At 76.4% G+C, this 14,202-nt stretch carries 17 protein-coding genes and 1 pseudogene; 10 read left to right on the forward strand and 8 right to left on the reverse strand.

What is annotated here, in order from left to right; translation table 11 throughout:
- The first annotated feature begins 117 nt into the window (after positions 1-117).
- From ACI796_RS15190 to ACI796_RS15210, 5 genes and pseudogenes are all read left to right on the forward strand, one after another.
- Complete coding sequence (locus ACI796_RS15190; RefSeq protein ID WP_073422664.1) at positions 118-513, forward strand: TOBE domain-containing protein; 396 nt, start codon at positions 118-120, stop codon at positions 511-513.
- A 43-nt stretch (positions 514-556) separates the two neighbouring features.
- Positions 557-1,345 (forward strand): molybdate ABC transporter substrate-binding protein, encoded by a 789-nt coding sequence (modA, locus tag ACI796_RS15195; RefSeq protein ID WP_456942064.1) that lies wholly within the window; start codon positions 557-559, stop codon positions 1,343-1,345.
- Positions 1,342-2,139, forward strand: coding sequence for an ABC transporter permease (locus ACI796_RS15200; RefSeq protein WP_456942065.1), 798 nt, complete (start codon positions 1,342-1,344; stop codon positions 2,137-2,139). The genes modA and ACI796_RS15200 overlap by 4 nt, the downstream gene beginning before the upstream one ends.
- 29 nt (positions 2,140-2,168) lie before the next feature.
- Positions 2,169-2,612, forward strand: a pseudogene (locus ACI796_RS15205) (ATP-binding cassette domain-containing protein); the annotation flags it as partial.
- A 120-nt stretch (positions 2,613-2,732) separates the two neighbouring features.
- The gene (locus tag ACI796_RS15210; protein ID WP_456942079.1) at positions 2,733-3,188 is read left to right on the forward strand and encodes a TOBE domain-containing protein; all 456 of its coding nucleotides are present in this window, start codon (positions 2,733-2,735) and stop codon (positions 3,186-3,188) included.
- A gap of 29 nt (positions 3,189-3,217) precedes the next feature.
- Here ACI796_RS15210 and ACI796_RS15215 read toward each other — a convergent pair whose 3' ends face one another.
- Complete coding sequence (locus ACI796_RS15215) at positions 3,218-3,835, reverse strand: maleylpyruvate isomerase family mycothiol-dependent enzyme (protein WP_456942066.1); 618 nt, start codon at positions 3,833-3,835, stop codon at positions 3,218-3,220.
- Between the two features lie 104 nt (positions 3,836-3,939).
- Between ACI796_RS15215 and ACI796_RS15220 the strand changes: the two genes are divergently transcribed.
- The 3 genes from ACI796_RS15220 to ACI796_RS15230 all read left to right on the forward strand — a co-directional run bounded on the left by ACI796_RS15220 (position 3,940) and on the right by ACI796_RS15230 (position 6,676).
- Complete coding sequence (locus tag ACI796_RS15220) at positions 3,940-4,521, forward strand: nucleotidyltransferase family protein (RefSeq protein WP_456942067.1); 582 nt, start codon at positions 3,940-3,942, stop codon at positions 4,519-4,521.
- Positions 4,518-4,943 carry a molybdenum cofactor biosynthesis protein MoaE gene (locus ACI796_RS15225; RefSeq protein WP_456942068.1) on the forward strand — a complete coding sequence of 142 codons (426 nt, stop codon included), beginning with the start codon at positions 4,518-4,520 and terminating at the stop codon, positions 4,941-4,943. The genes ACI796_RS15220 and ACI796_RS15225 overlap by 4 nt, the downstream gene beginning before the upstream one ends.
- A gap of 143 nt (positions 4,944-5,086) precedes the next feature.
- Positions 5,087-6,676: a SpoIIE family protein phosphatase gene (locus tag ACI796_RS15230; protein WP_456942069.1), complete on the forward strand. Its 1,590-nt coding sequence runs from the start codon at positions 5,087-5,089 to the stop codon at positions 6,674-6,676.
- Here the strand turns inward: ACI796_RS15230 and ACI796_RS15235 are convergent.
- From ACI796_RS15235 to ACI796_RS15265, 7 genes are all read right to left on the reverse strand, one after another.
- Positions 6,673-6,894: a hypothetical protein gene (locus tag ACI796_RS15235; protein WP_456942070.1), complete on the reverse strand. Its 222-nt coding sequence runs from the start codon at positions 6,892-6,894 to the stop codon at positions 6,673-6,675. The genes ACI796_RS15230 and ACI796_RS15235 overlap by 4 nt on opposite strands.
- On the reverse strand, positions 6,891-7,955 hold the full coding sequence (locus ACI796_RS15240; RefSeq protein WP_456942071.1) for a hemolysin family protein: 1,065 nt from the start codon (positions 7,953-7,955) through the stop codon (positions 6,891-6,893). The genes ACI796_RS15235 and ACI796_RS15240 overlap by 4 nt, the downstream gene beginning before the upstream one ends.
- Complete coding sequence (locus tag ACI796_RS15245; RefSeq protein ID WP_456942072.1) at positions 7,948-9,336, reverse strand: hemolysin family protein; 1,389 nt, start codon at positions 9,334-9,336, stop codon at positions 7,948-7,950. Before ACI796_RS15245 ends, ACI796_RS15240 begins: the two co-directional genes overlap by 8 nt.
- Before the next feature lie 69 nt (positions 9,337-9,405).
- The gene (locus tag ACI796_RS15250; protein ID WP_456942073.1) at positions 9,406-9,654 is read right to left on the reverse strand and encodes a MoaD/ThiS family protein; all 249 of its coding nucleotides are present in this window, start codon (positions 9,652-9,654) and stop codon (positions 9,406-9,408) included.
- A gap of 5 nt (positions 9,655-9,659) precedes the next feature.
- Positions 9,660-10,724: a GTP 3',8-cyclase MoaA gene (moaA, locus tag ACI796_RS15255; protein WP_456942074.1), complete on the reverse strand. Its 1,065-nt coding sequence runs from the start codon at positions 10,722-10,724 to the stop codon at positions 9,660-9,662.
- A gap of 147 nt (positions 10,725-10,871) precedes the next feature.
- Positions 10,872-11,231: a hypothetical protein gene (locus ACI796_RS15260; protein WP_456942075.1), complete on the reverse strand. Its 360-nt coding sequence runs from the start codon at positions 11,229-11,231 to the stop codon at positions 10,872-10,874.
- Positions 11,232-11,246: 15 nt separating this feature from the next.
- Complete coding sequence (locus ACI796_RS15265; protein ID WP_456942076.1) at positions 11,247-11,732, reverse strand: hypothetical protein; 486 nt, start codon at positions 11,730-11,732, stop codon at positions 11,247-11,249.
- Positions 11,733-11,925: 193 nt separating this feature from the next.
- Here ACI796_RS15265 and ACI796_RS15270 point away from each other — a divergent pair, with 193 nt between their 5' ends.
- The gene (locus tag ACI796_RS15270) at positions 11,926-13,188 is read left to right on the forward strand and encodes an MFS transporter (RefSeq protein WP_456942077.1); all 1,263 of its coding nucleotides are present in this window, start codon (positions 11,926-11,928) and stop codon (positions 13,186-13,188) included.
- 73 nt (positions 13,189-13,261) lie between these two features.
- Complete coding sequence (locus tag ACI796_RS15275; protein WP_456942078.1) at positions 13,262-14,101, forward strand: aldo/keto reductase; 840 nt, start codon at positions 13,262-13,264, stop codon at positions 14,099-14,101.
- Positions 14,102-14,202: the final 101 nt, after the last annotated feature.

Below are 14,202 nucleotides of genomic sequence, written 5' to 3' on the forward strand. Positions count from 1 at the left end.
GGCAAACGGAGGCCGGGGTGTCGGCGTCCCCGCGTCGGCGCGGCGTGAGCACGGACCGCGGCGGCCGGGTCCGTGGGCGGCGGTGCGTGCACGCGCCGCGCACGTAGGGTCCCCGGGGTGAGCGCGAGCTACCGGATCGCCGAGGCCGCGGCGCTGCTCGGGGTCAGCGACGACACGGTGCGCCGGTGGATCGACAGCGGCCGGCTGCCCGCCTCCCGCGAGGGCGGCGGACCGGCGCACGTCGACGGCGCCGACCTCGCCCGCCTGGCCACCGAGCTGCACGAGGCACCCGAACCCGGCACCACCCGCGGCTCCTCGGCGCGCAACCGGCTGGCCGGCATCGTCACCCGCGTCCTGCGCGACACGGTCATGGCCCAGGTGGAGATCCAGGCCGGGCCGTTCCGGCTGGTGTCGCTCATGTCCCGGGAGGCGGCCGACGAGCTCGGCCTCGAGGTCGGCGTCCGCGCCGTCGCCACGGTCAAGGCGACGCAGGTGAGCGTCGACGTCCCGTAACCGGGTCCGCACCTGCGGCTGTAGGGCCGCTAGTGTCCCGCGCATGCGGGGACGACGGCTCGGTGCGGTGCTGGTCGCGGTGGCCCTGGGGGCGTCCGCGTGCGGGAGCGGGGACGACGGCGCGGCCGCCACGACGACCGGGGGCGGCGGCGGGCCCACCGGCACGCTCACCGTCTTCGCCGCCGCCTCGCTGACCGACGTCTTCACCGACCTCGGGCAGCGGCTGGAGGAGGAGAACGGCGGGCTGACCGTGCAGTTCAACTTCGCCGGCAGCTCGGCGCTGGCCACCCAGCTGACCCAGGGCGCCCCGGCCGACGTCTTCGCCTCGGCCAACGGCACCCAGATGTCCGTGGTCACCGACGCCGGCCTCGCCGACGGCGACCCCACCGTGTTCACCGCGAACGTCCTGCAGATCGCCGTCCCCGCGGGCAACCCGGCCGGCGTCACCGGGCTGGCCGACTTCGCGCGCGAGGACCTCACGATCGCCGTCTGCGCGCCGGAGGTGCCCTGCGGCGCGGCCGCGGAGGACGTCTTCGCCGCCGCGGGCGTGACGCCCCGCCCGGACACGCAGGAGGAGGACGTCCGCGCCGCGCTGACCAAGGTGGAGCTCGGCGAGGTCGACGCCGCGCTGGTCTACGCCACCGACGTCGTCGCCGCCGGGGACGCCGTCGACGGCCTGCCCTTCCCCGAGGCGGAGGACGCGGTCAACGACTACCCGCTGTGCACGCTGGCCGGTGCCCCGAACCCGGAGGCGGCGCGGGCCTTCGTCGACCTGGTCCTGTCCGAGGAGGGGCAGCGCGCGCTCGGGGACGCGGGCTTCCGGACCCCGTGAGGCGCGCCCGCACGCCGGCGCCCCTGCTCGTCCCCGCCGCCCTCGCCGTCGCCTTCCTCGTCCTGCCCCTGGTCGCCCTGGTCGTCCGCGCGCCGTGGCCGCAGGTGCCCGCGCTGCTCGCCGAGCCGGGCGTGGGGCAGGCCCTGCGGCTGTCCCTGGTGTCCGCGACGCTGGCCACGCTGGTCTCCGTCGTCCTCGGCGTGCCGCTGGCCTGGGTGCTGGCCCGCTCCCGAGCCCGCGGCCGCGCGGTGCTGCGCGCCCTGGTGACCGTGCCGCTGGTGCTCCCGCCGGTGGTCGGCGGCGTCGCGCTGTTCCTCGTGCTGGGCCGCCAGGGCCTGGTCGGGCGCTGGCTCGACGACGCGTTCGGGATCACCGTCCCGTTCACCACCACCGCGGTGGTCGTCGCCGAGACGTTCGTGGCGATGCCGTTCCTCGTGGTCAGCGTCGAGGGGGCGCTGCGGGCCGCCGACGCCCGGTTCGAGGACGCCGCCGCCACCCTCGGTGCCGACCGCTGGACCACCTTCCGCCGCGTCACCCTGCCGCTGGTGGCGCCGGGCGTCGCCGCCGGCGCGGTGCTGTGCTGGGCGCGGGCGCTGGGCGAGTTCGGCGCCACGATCACCTTCGCCGGCAACTTCCCGGGGACCACGCAGACGATGCCGCTCGCGGTCTACCTCGCCCTGCAGCGCGACCCGGACGCGGCCATCGTGCTGTCGCTGGTGCTGCTGGCCGTCTCGGTGGCCACCCTGCTGCTCCTGCGCGACCGCTGGCTGGGGCGCACGGGGGTGACCGCGTGACCCTGGAGGCGTCCGTCCGCGTCCGCCGCGGCCCGGTGACCGTCGACGTCGCCCTCGACGTGCCCGACGGCGAGGTGCTCGCCGTCCTCGGGCCCAACGGCGCGGGCAAGTCCACGCTCCTGCGGGTGCTGGCCGGCCTGCTGCCGCCCGACGGCGGGCGGGTCGCCGTCGACGGGACCGTGTGGGACGACGTCGACGCCGGCGTGCAGCTGCCCGCGCACCGGCGCCCGCTCGGGATGGTCTTCCAGGACCACCTGCTCTTCCCGCACCTGTCGGTGCTGGACAACGTGGCCTTCGGGCCGCGCACCCGCGGGGCGTCGAAGGCCGACGCGCGCCGCGCCGCGGCCGCGTGGACCGAGCGCGTGGGCCTGGGCGGCCTCGGCGACCGGCGGCCCGCGCAGCTGTCCGGCGGGCAGGCGCAGCGGGCGGCCCTGGCCCGCGCGCTGGTCGGCGACCCGGCGCTGCTGCTGCTCGACGAGCCGCTGTCGGCGCTGGACGCCCGCACCCGGCTCGCCGTCCGCGCGGAGCTGCGCCGGCACCTGGCCGACTACGGGGGCAGCACCGTGCTGGTCACGCACGACCCGGTGGACGCCATGGCGCTGGCCGACCGGGTCGTGGTGGTCGAGGACGGCCGGGTGGTGCAGGCCGGGACGCCGTCCGACGTCAGCCGGCACCCCCGCACCGACTACGTCGCGCGGCTGGTCGGGCTGTCGCTGCTGCCGGGCACGGGGGAGGGGACGGCGGTGCGCCTGGACGGCGGGGGCGTGGTGGCGGTGGCCGAGGAGACCGCGGGGCCGGTGTTCGTCGCCGTCCGCCCGGAGTCGGTGGCGCTGTACCCCACCCGGCCCGAGGGCAGCCCGCGCAACGTCTGGCCGGCGCGGGTGGCCGGGGCGACGCCGCACGGCGCCACGGTGCGCTGCGAGCTCGACGGCGAGGTGCCGCTGGTCGCCGACGTCACCGCGACCGCCTTCGCCGAGCTCGGCCTGGCGCCGGGGTCGCCGGTGTGGGCGGTGGTCAAGGCCTCCGAGGTCGCCGTCTACGCGCGCTGAGACCGGACCCGCCGAGCCCGACCGCCGGGTCAGCGGCGGCGCAGCGCGCGGCCGTCGGGGAGCCTGCGGCCGCTCAGCAGCGCGAGCAGCTGGCCGGTGTCCGCGCGGACGACCGCGCCGTCCCCCCGGCCCCAGGCGCCGTCGGTCGTCTCGAGGCGGACGCCGGTGAGGTCGATCCCGAAGGTCGCGCCGTCCGCCGCGGTGAGGGAGTCGAGGACGGCGACGACGGCGTCGGCCGGCGCGACCGGCGGCCGGTCGAGCGCGACGGTCACGTCCAGGGAGTGGATGACGGCGTGGCTGAGCGCGCCGGCCGCGCCGCCGCCCGGTGGCTGCCACCGGTGCAGCACCGGTGAGCGCAGGGCGTCCAGGAGCTCGGGGGCCGGGAGGGAGGCGTCGCGGGCCGCCACGGTGTCGGAGAGCCGGCCGAAGTCACCGCCCGCCGCCGCCATCTCGGCTCCGAACCGCTCGGCCGACAGCCGCGCCGGCATGGTCACGTGCGCCACCACGTGCCGGACCCGCCACCCCGCGCACAGCGACGGGGCGTCCCAGGTCCCGGGAGGGGCGGAGGCCAGCAGGTCGGCCAGGCCGTCGTGGGTCTGCGCCGTCCAGCCCTGCAGCTCCAGCGCGTCCCCGTCGTCCCCGCTCATCCCGGCTCCTCCCGCCACCCGGCCGCGACGCCGCGACCCCTCACCCGCGGGACGATGCCACGCCTCGGGGACGGAACCGGCCACCCGCGGGGGAGGCTGGGGCCATGACGACGGTCGCCGGCCTGGTCCTCGCCGCGGGCGGGGGACGGCGCTACGGCATGCCCAAGGCGCTGGTCGAGTACGGCGGCAGCCTCCTGGTCGAGCGGGCGGTGCGGACGGCGCGCGCGGTGTGCGACCCGGTGCTCGTCGTCCTCGGCGCCCGCGCGGTCGACGTGTGGCGGACCGCCGACCTGAGCGGCGCGACGGTGCTGGCCAACCGCGACTGGGAGACCGGCATGGCCTCGAGCCTGCGCACCGGCCTGGACGGGCTGCGCGGCTGGCCGGGACGGGTCGACGCCGCGCTGGTCACGCTGGTCGACATGCCCGGGATGACGCCGGAGGCGCTGGCGCAGGTCGCCGCCCACGCCGCCCCGGACGCGCTGGCCGTCGCCACCTACGACGGCGTCCGCGGGCACCCGGTGCTGCTCGGGCGCGACCACTGGGCCGGGGCCGCCGCGACGGCGACCGGCGACGAGGGCGCCCGCCGCTACCTGGCCGCACACCCGGTCACCGAGGTCGACTGCACGGGTCTCGCCGACCCGGTCGACCTCGACGTGCCGCCGGGCGGGGTAGCTTCGGCGCCGTGATCGCCAGGCACCGGATCGCCAGGGTCGTCGACGAGCCGCTGTCGGTCGCCGAGCACGAGCAGGCCGTGGCCGACGCGGGTGCCGGCGCCGTCGTCTCCTTCTCCGGCGTCGTCCGGGACACCGACGGCGGCCGGTCGGTGACCGAGCTGGAGTACGTCGGCCACCCCACCGCCGAGCAGGTGATCACCGAGCTCGCCGAGGAGTTCGCCGCCCGCCCGGGCATCCGCGCGGTCGCCGTCTCCCACCGGGTCGGCCTGCTGGGCATCGGCGACGTCGCGCTGGCCTGCGCGGTCAGCTCGGCGCACCGCGGGGAGGCCTTCACCGCCTGCGCCGAGCTCGTCGACGAGGTGAAGAAGCGGCTGCCCATCTGGAAGCGCCAGGTCTTCACCGACGGCGACGAGGAGTGGGTCGCCTGCCCCTAGGGCAGATCCCGTCTCGGTACCGGACCGGCCCGGCTCCTTGACCGGCCCGGGCGCGCGTGGCACAACGATGCACGACTCCAAGGGTGGGGTGGTGCCCCCACCGGTGTGCCCGCGCACAGCGGCCGGACGACAGCGAGGTTCCCGTGCCCGCGCCGGAGCGCGACCCCGTCCTCGAGGCGATGCCCCTGGGCTACATCGCCGTCGACGCCGACTGGCGGGTCACCTACGTCAACGTGCACGGCGAGGCCGTCGTCGGCCGCACGTGGGAGCAGCTCGTCGGCAGCTGCTACTGGGCGTCCTTCCCCGCCAACCGGGACGACGAGTTCGGCCGGGTCTACCGCGAGGTGATGGCCACCGGCACCCCGCAGAGCGTCGAGGCCTACCACCCCGAGCCGCTCAACTGCTGGTTCGAGGTGCGTGCCGTCCCGCTGCCGGCCGGCCTGGCCCTGTACTTCTCCGAGGTCACCGCCCGCCGGACCGCGCAGGACCGGCTCGCGCTGCTGGCCCGGGTCGGCTCCGAGCTGACCGGCACGCTCGAGCTCGCCGAGGCGGTCCGCCGCATCCCGCGGCTGGTCGTGCCCGAGCTGGGCGAGGCCTGCCTGCTCACCGTCCTGGACGACGAGGGCCGCCCCCGCGACCTCGGCTCCTGGCACGGCGACCCCGGTCGCCGCGAGCTGCTGGCCCGCTACGCCGCCGTCCGGCTGCCCGGGATGCCGGCCGCCGCGCCGGTGGTCCGCGCGCTGGCGGGGGAGACGGTGACCGCCGACGGCGCCGCGGTGCTCGCCGCGATCGGGGACGAGGAGGCCGCCGGCCTCTACCGGGAGCTGGGCGCACCCGCGGTGCTCGCCGTCCCGCTGCCCGGCCGGGACCGGGTGATCGGCGCGCTCACCTTCCTCGCCGCCGAGAGCCGCAGCGCCGCCCGGGTGGACCCGCTCACCGCCCGCGAGGTCGCCGGCCGGGTGGGCCTGGCGCTGGACAACGTCCGCCTGTTCGCCCGCCAGCACCAGCTCGCCGAGGCGCTGCAGCGCAGCCTGCTCACCGACCCGCGCGGCTCCGGGCTGGGGGCGGTCGAGGTCCGGTACACCCCGGCGGCGGAGGCGGCGCGGGTCGGCGGCGACTGGTACGACGCCTTCCCCCAGCCCGGCGGGGCGACGACCCTGGTCATCGGCGACGTCGTCGGGCACGACACCGCCGCCGCGGCGGCGATGGGCCAGCTGCGCTCGCTGCTGCGCGGCATCGCCGCCTACAGCGACGCCGGCCCGGCCGAGGTGCTGCGCGGCCTGGACGAGGCGATGGCGATCCTCGGCGTGGACACCTACGCCACCGCCGCCGTCGCCCGCTTCGAGCGCGTGCCGGGGGAGGGCGCGGCGGGGCGGACGCGGATGTGCTGGTCGAGCGCCGGCCACCTGCCGCCGCTGGTCCTCGACCCGTCGGGCCGACCGGTCGCGCTGCCCCCGCCCCCCGGCGACCTGCTGCTCGGCGTCGACCCGGCCAGCGTCCGCGTCGAGAGCACCGTGGTCCTCGAGCCCGGCTCCACGGTGCTGCTGTTCACCGACGGGCTGGTCGAGCGGCGCGGCCTCGACCTCGACGCCGGGCTGGCCGGGCTGGCCGACGCCGTCGCCGAGCTCGGCGGGCGCCCGCTCGACGAGCTGTGCGACGAGGTGATCGAGCGGCTCGTGCACGGCCGGCCCGAGGACGACGTCGCCCTCGTGGCCCTGCGGCTGGGGAGCTAGCGGACCGGCGCCTGCCCGTCCTCGTCGGTCGGGCGGGCGTGCCCGTGGCCGTGCGCGGCCTCCTCGGCGCGCTCCTCCTCCAGCTCGGCCTCGCCCTCCAGCCGGTGCGCCTCGCCGGCCGCCTGCGCGGCGGCGTCGCCGTGCGACTCGCCGTAGACCTCCTCGGCCCGGCCGAGCAGCTCCTCGGCCTTCGCCTTCGCCTTCTCGATGAAGCTCATCGCGCTCCCGTCCTCTCGGCGTTCCGGTGTGCGGAATCCCGGTGTGCAGCATCCCGGATCTCGCCCACCAGTTCCTCCAGGATGTCCTCGAGCGCCACGACGCCGACGACGCCGCCGCCCTCGGTGACCGCGGCGAACTGGGCGCGGCCGGCCTGCATGACGCCCAGCGTGCGGCGCAGGTCGTCCTCGGCGGCCACCCGGGGCAGCGGCCGGGTGATGTCCCGGACCCGCGGCTCCGGGGCGCCGTCGGCCCGCAGCACGTCCTTGACGTGCACGTAGCCGAGCAGCCGGTCGCCGTCGGCGACCGGGAAGCGGGAGAAGCCGGTGGTGGCCGCGGCGCGCTCCACGGCGGCGATGTCGTCGTCCGGCGCGACGACGGTGAGCGCGGCCCGCGGGATGAGCACCGAGCGGGTGTCGCGCTCCTCCAGCTGCAGCGCGCCGGTGAGCAGCTCGTGGCCGCGCTCGTCGAGCAGGCCGCCGGCGCGGGACTCGTCGATGAAGCCGGCCACCTCGTCGCGGGTGAACGCGCTGGTCACCTCGTCCCGGGGCTGCACGCGCAGCAGCCGCAGCACCCCGTTGGCCAGCGCGTTGAGGGCGACGATCACCGGCTTGAGCACCGTGACCACACCGGACAGCAGCGGGGCGAGGACCAGCGCGGCCCGGTCCGGGCCGGCCAGCGCCAGGTTCTTCGGCACCATCTCGCCGATCACCACGTGCAGCGCGACGACGACGGTCAGCGCGATGACGAACGAGATCGGGTGCACCAGCGCCTCGGGCACCGACACCGCCGCGAACACCGGCTCGAGCAGGTGCGCCACCGCGGGCTCGCCGATGGCGCCCAGGCCGAGCGAGCAGACGGTGATGCCCAGCTGCGCGCCGGCCATCATCAGCGACACGCGCTCCATCGCGGCCAGCGTGGTCCGGGCGCGGCGGGAGCCCGCCTCGGCCAGCGGCTCGATCGAGGAGCGGCGCGCGGAGATCAGCGCGAACTCCGCGCCCACGAAGAACGCGTTGGCGAGCAGCAGCGCGACGGCGACCAGCACGCCGAGCCAGTCACCCACGGTCGTCCTCCTCCTCGTCGCCGGTCGTGGCCGGCAGGCCGCCGACGACGGCCCGCTCGACGCGGGTGCCGTCGACCCGCTCGACCTGCACCCACACGCCGGCCGGCAGCCCCTCGGCCTCGGCGGCCAGCTCCGGCGGCAGGGCGGGCCGCGCCTCGATCCGGTCGCCCACCTCGGGGATCCGGCCGAGCACGTGCAGCACCAGGCCGCCGAGGGTCTCCCAGTGCCGGTCGGAGGGCACGGCCAGACCGGTGGCCGCGGCGACCTCGTCGGGCCGCAGCAGCCCGGACACCGACCAGGTGCCGTCGCCGCGGTCGACGACGTCGTCGCCGGTCTCGTCGTCGTACTCGTCGGTGAGGTCGCCGACGATCTCCTCCACGAGGTCCTCGATGGTCACCACGCCGTCGGTGCCGCCGTACTCGTCGACGACGACGGCCATCTGCAGCCCGCCGCGGCGCAGGTCGCCGAGCAGGTCGTCCAGCCGCCGGGAGGTGGGGACGAACAGCGGCGGCAGCATGACCGCCGAGACCGGGGTGTCGGCCCGCCGGTCGCGGGCGACGGCGAGCGCGTGTTTCACGTGGACCATCCCGACGACGTCGTCGGCACCGCCGTCGTCGACCACCGGGAAGCGGGAGTGCCCCGAGTCGCGGGCGGTGGTGAGCACCTCGGCCACGGGGGCGTCGGCGGGGACGGTGGTCATGCGGGTGCGCGGGGTGGCCGCGTCGCTGGCGCGCAGCTCGCCGAAGGCCAGCCCGCGCTCGAGCATCACCGCGGTCTCGGCGGGCAGGGTGCCCTGCCGGCCCGAGCGGCGGACCAGCGAGGTCAGCTCCTCCGGCGAGCGGGCCGAGGCCAGCTCCTCCTGCGGCTCCACGCCGAACAGCCGGCGCAGCATCGCGTTGGCCCAGCCGTTGAGGAACCGGATGACCAGCGACGTCGCCTTCGTGAAGCCGCGCTGGAAGCCGGCGACGGCGCGGGCGGTGCGCAGCGGCTCGCTGATCGCCACGTTCTTGGGCACCAGCTCGCCGAACACCATGGTCAGCACGGTGGCCAGGACCAGGGCGAGGGTGATCGACACCGACCGGGCCGCGGCACCGGACAGGCCGACGGACTCCAGCGGCCCCCGCAGCAGCGTGGCGATCGAGGGCTCGGCGACGAAGCCGATGGCCAGGTTGGTGACGGTGATGCCGAGCTGGGCGCCGGACAGCTGGGTCGACAGCGTCCGCAGCGCGGCGAGCACGCCGGCCGACCCGCGGACGCCGGCCTCGGTCTCCCGCTCGACGGTGGCCCGGTCGACGGTCACCAGCGCGAACTCGAAGGCCACGAAGGCGGCGCAGGCGAGGACCAGCAGGACGCCGACGAGGACCAGCAGCCACTCGATCACGGGAGGACCTCGGTGGCGGGAGGAGGCAGGGGACGGCTCGTATGGTGAGGCTTGCTCACGAGGGGGCGGTCATCCTCCGGCGAAGGGGGGCAGCACGTCCACGACCGCCCCGGGCGACAGCTCCAACGCGCGGTCGCGGGTCTGCGTTCCGTCGACGAGGAACGAGCAGGCGGTGAGCACCCGCTCGAGGCGCTCGCCGTGGGTCTCCACGATCCGGCCGACCAGCTCCTGCAGCGTGGCGGCCTGGCAGGTCTCGGTGTCGACGCCGGCGGCGGCGCGGGCGCCGGCGAAGTAGCGGACGGTGACGGTCCCGGGCACGGCGCTCAGCCGCCGATGGCCGACATCGGCCGGGACGGCTGCAGGAAGCTCGGGTCGTCGATGCCGTGGCCGGGGAGCTTGGCCAGGGTGGCGATCCGCCAGCGGTCGGCGAGCTCGGCGTCGGTGGCGCCCTCGCGCATCGCCGTCCGCAGGTCGGACTCCTCGCGGGCGAACAGGCAGTTGCGGACCTGGCCGTCGGCGGTGAGCCGGGTGCGGTCGCAGGTGCCGCAGAACGAGCGGGTGACCGAGGCGATGACGCCGACGGTGGCCGGGCCGCCGTCGACCAGCCACCGCTCGGCGGGCGCCGAGCCGCGCTCCTCGGTGTCGGGCGTGAGGTCGTGCGCGGCGGAGAGCCGCTCCAGGATGTCCTCCGCGGTGACCATCTCGCCGCGGGTCCAGGCGTGGTGCGCGTCGAGCGGCATCTGCTCGATGAACCGCAGCTGGTAGCCGCGCTCGAGGCAGAAGTCGAGCAGCGGGACGGCGTCGGCCTCGTTGATGCCGCGCAGGAGGACGGCGTTGACCTTGACCGGGGTGAGCCCGGCGTCCTGCGCGGCCTGCAGACCCGCCAGGACGTCGTCGAGCCGGTCGCGGTGGGTGAGGGTCTTGAACCGCTCGCGGTCGAGGGTGTCGAGGCTGACGTTGATCCGGTCCAGCCCGGCCGCGGCGAGCGCGGGGGCGACGCGGGCCAGCCCGATGGCGTTGGTGGTGAGGCTGACCTCCGGGCGCGGGCGCAGTGCCGTCGTCGCCTCGACGATGCCGGGCAGGCCCGGACGCAGCAGCGGCTCGCCGCCGGTGAAGCGGACCTCGCGGATGCCCAGCTGCTCGACGCCGATGCGGACCAGCCGGACGACCTCGTCGTCGGTGAGCTGCTCGACCTTGGGCAGCCACTGCAGGCCCTCGGGCGGCATGCAGTAGGAGCAGCGCAGGTTGCAGCGGTCGGTGAGCGAGACCCGCAGGTCGGTGGCGACCCGGCCGTGCCGGTCGACCAGCCCGCCACTCCCCGCAACGGCACTGCCCGGGACGCCGTCGGCCGGACGGGTCCAGGGGTCGGGGAGCGGGGTCGCACTCACGTTGGCGAATGTAGTGCGGAACGCCGACCAGGTCCCCCGTCCCGCGGGAGAGCTTCCGGATCGCGCCGCATCCGCGGACGCGACCCGGGGGTACGGGCCGCGCCCGCGGATGCGGGGGTTGCGCCGGCGCTGCAACGCCGACGGCGGTCAGCCGATCGGGGTGGGGTCGGTCGGGTCCGGCGGCACGGGGACCGAGCCCTGGATGCGGTTGCGGGCCTGGCAGTCGGAGGTGCAGCTGGTGGCGCCGGCCGACAGCTCGACCGCGTCCTCACCGAGCACGCCTCCCATCCGGCCGCCCGAGGCGACCGACCAGCGCGACGTCGTCGCGGTCTGCTCCAGCCGCGTGGCCACCTGCGGGCTGTCCTTGCCGAGCAGCATCTGGTGGGTCGCGTCGCCGGCGACGCCGTCGCCGAAGTTGACCTTCCCCGTGTACTCGTTGACGAAGTAGTAGAGGCCGGCGCCGAGGGTGTGCACGTACTCGACGGCGGTGCCGAACTCCTGCTCCATCTGGAAGATGCCGCCCTACGGGGCGTCCTTCGCCTGCACCTTGAGCTTGCCGGCCGCGGTGGCGAACTCGGCGACCAGGACGTCGTCGCGCAGCCGCAGCTCCGTGATCCGCACGCCCCGCAGCTGGGCGGCGGTGAGCACCGGGACCTTGGAGGCGAAGACGACGGTCGGCGCGGTGACCATGCGCTGCGGGTCGGGGGCGCCGGTGAGCGTGTAGTCGTACACACCGAGCGTCGCGGGGTCGATCGTGAAGGTGACGTGCCGGCCGCGGACGGCGACCGGGCCGGTCGGGGTCACGTCCCGCAGGCGGGTCTCGCGGCCCGCCGCCGGGTTCGACGTGCGGCCGTTGACGGTGACGGCGAAGTCGCCGGTGACCGCCCCCTCGACGGAGCCGCCGTCGTCGCCCCCGGAGGCCGCGGCGGTGCCGGGCACGAGCAGGGCGGCGAGCGCGAGGAACGGGACGAGCAGGAGGCGGAGACGCAGCGGTCGGGTCGTGGCCACGGGGATCCTCTGGTCGGTGTGACAGGCGCCGCACAGAGTGCATGAACGTTCATGTACCCCCGTCGGCGACACGCAGGACCGCGGGCGAAACGGGACGACGACGTCGGCGGCCGTTGTTACCGTCGCGACGCCACCCGAGAGTCCGGCGGGCAGTCCCGCACTCGCCTGTGGCCAGGAAGCGCGAGAAGAGCCCGTGTCACCCCGCACCCTGTTCGGTCCGTACGGCCGCCTGTTCGCCGTCCCCGGCGCCGTCTGGTTCTCCCTCGCCGGGTGGGTCGCCCGGCTCCCGCTGCCGATGCTCGGCCTCGGCGCGGTGCTGCTGGTCGAGGGCGAGTCCGGCAGCTACGGCCTGGCGGGCGCCGTGTCCGGCACCCTCGCCCTCGCGGCCGCGGCCGGCGGGCCGCAGTGGGCCCGCGCCATGGACCGCCGCGGCCAGGGGCGGGTCCTGCAGGTGGCGATGGCCGCCTACCTCGTCACCGGACTCGCGTTCGTCGGCGTCGTCGTCGCCGACGGGCCGCGCTGGGCGTGGTTCGCCCTCGCCGGCCTGACCGGGGCGAGCCTGCCCAACATCGGCGCGCTGGTCCGCGCCCGGTGGGCGGCCGCGCTGGAGGACGCCGAGCGGCGGCAGACCGCGTTCGCCTTCGAGTCCGTCGTCGACGAGGTCGTCTTCGTCGTCGGCCCGCCGCTGGTGACCGTGCTCGGCACGATGGTGGCCCCCGCCGCCGGCTTCACCACCGGCATCGTGCTCGGCACCGTCGGCGGGCTGTGGCTGGCCCGGCAGCGGGCCACCGAGCCCGTCGCGGTGCCCACCTCCGCCGGCGGCGGGCACCGCCGGCCGGCCGCACTCAACGCGGCGGTGCTGCTGGTCTGCGCGACCTACCTGGGCGTGGGCACCGTGTTCGGCGCGATGGACGTCGTCGTCGTGGGCTTCGCCGAGGAGCAGGGCGCGCCCGCGCTGGCGGGGCTCGCGCTCGCGCTCTACGCAGGCGGCAGCCTGGTCGCCGGGCTCGCCTACGGGGTGGCGCGGCTGCGCGGCACGCTGGCCACCCGGTTCCTCGCGACGGCGGTCTTCTTCGGGCTGGCCGCGCAGGGGCTGTGGGCGGTGACCTCGCTGCCGCTGCTCGTCGGCGCCGGGTTCCTCGCCGGGCTCGCCGTCGCGCCGGTGCTGGTGTCCGGGACGTCGCTGGCCGAGTCGCGGGTGCCGCGGTCGGCGCTCACCGAGGCGCTGGCCTGGACCAACACCGGGCTGACGCTGGGCGTCACCGCCGGGTCGGCGCTGGCGGGCGCGGCGGTGGACGCGTGGGGCGCCCGGGCGGCGTTCGCCGTCCCCGCGCTGGCCGCGGCCGGCGCGGCCGGGCTCGCGCTGCTCGGCGCGCCCCTGCTGCGCCGCCCGGCGGTCGTGGCGGACGCGACGGAGGGGCGGGCGTCACGGGTTGGGGACGCGGTCGGCGGGTAGGCGCGCTCCACGGGGGCCGGGTGCGCCGTGGAGTGGCGCGCCGCCCACCGTCCGCGACCGAGAGGGAGAGCCCGTGGCCACCGTGCCCACCATCCGCCTGAACAACGGCGTCGAGATCCCGCAGCTGGGCTTCGGCGTGTTCCAGATCCCGCCGGACCAGACCGTCGAGGCGACCCGCACCGCGCTCGAGGTCGGCTACCGGCACATCGACACCGCCGAGATGTACGGCAACGAGAAGGAGGTCGGTCAGGCGATCCGGGAGTCGGGGATCGACCCGTCCGAGGTCTTCGTCACCAGCAAGCTCGACAACGGCTACCACCGCCGCGACGACGCGCTGAGGGCCTTCGACCAGACGATGGCCGACCTGGGCCTGGAGCAGCTCGACCTGTTCCTGATCCACTGGCCGCTGCCGACGATCGACGTCGACTACGTCGAGACGTGGAAGGCGATGGAGGAGATCTACGCCGGCGGCCGGTGCCGCGCGATCGGCGTCTCCAACTTCAACCCGCACCACCTGCGCCGGCTGTTCGGCGAGACCGAGGTGCGCCCGGCGGTCAACCAGATCGAGGTGCACCCCTACCTCGCCAACGACGAGGTGCGCGCCTTCGACGCCGAGCACGAGATCGTCACCGAGGCCTGGTCGCCGATCGCGCAGGGCAAGGTCCTCGACGACCCGGCGATCGTCGCGATCGCGGAGAAGCTGGACCGGACGCCGGCCCAGGTCGTGCTCCGGTGGCACGTGCAGCGCGGCGACGTCGTCTTCCCGAAGTCGGTGACCCGCGCGCGGGTGGAGGAGAACTTCGCGCTGTTCGACTTCGAGCTCGACGAGGGCCAGATGGCCACCATCACCGGCCTCGACCGCGGCGAGCGCACCGGCCCGGACCCGGACACGTTCGACTACGTGCCCGGCTGACGCCCTCCGCCCGGGACGCGCCGAGATCACGTGATCTCGCGCGTCCCGGGCGGTCGCCCGGGGGGGGTGGGCGGGGCCTCGTCCGGGGGGGGGGGGGGGGG

Source organism: Geodermatophilus sp. SYSU D00525 (assembly GCF_054050475.1).

Bases quoted from the DNA above. Each gene is read 5' to 3' on its own strand.
- ACI796_RS15220 (WP_456942067.1), top strand. From the start codon at position 3,940: ATGACGACGGTCGCCGGCCTGGTCCTCGCCGCGGGCGGGGGACGGCGC.
- ACI796_RS15260 (WP_456942075.1), bottom strand. From the start codon at position 11,231: ATGGAGCAGGAGTTCGGCACCGCCGTCGAGTACGTGCACACCCTCGGC.
- ACI796_RS15215 (WP_456942066.1), bottom strand. From the start codon at position 3,835: ATGAGCGGGGACGACGGGGACGCGCTGGAGCTGCAGGGCTGGACGGCG.
- modA (WP_456942064.1), top strand. From the start codon at position 557: ATGCGGGGACGACGGCTCGGTGCGGTGCTGGTCGCGGTGGCCCTGGGG.
- ACI796_RS15210 (WP_456942079.1), top strand. From the start codon at position 2,733: ATGGCGCTGGCCGACCGGGTCGTGGTGGTCGAGGACGGCCGGGTGGTG.
- ACI796_RS15235 (WP_456942070.1), bottom strand. From the start codon at position 6,894: ATGAGCTTCATCGAGAAGGCGAAGGCGAAGGCCGAGGAGCTGCTCGGC.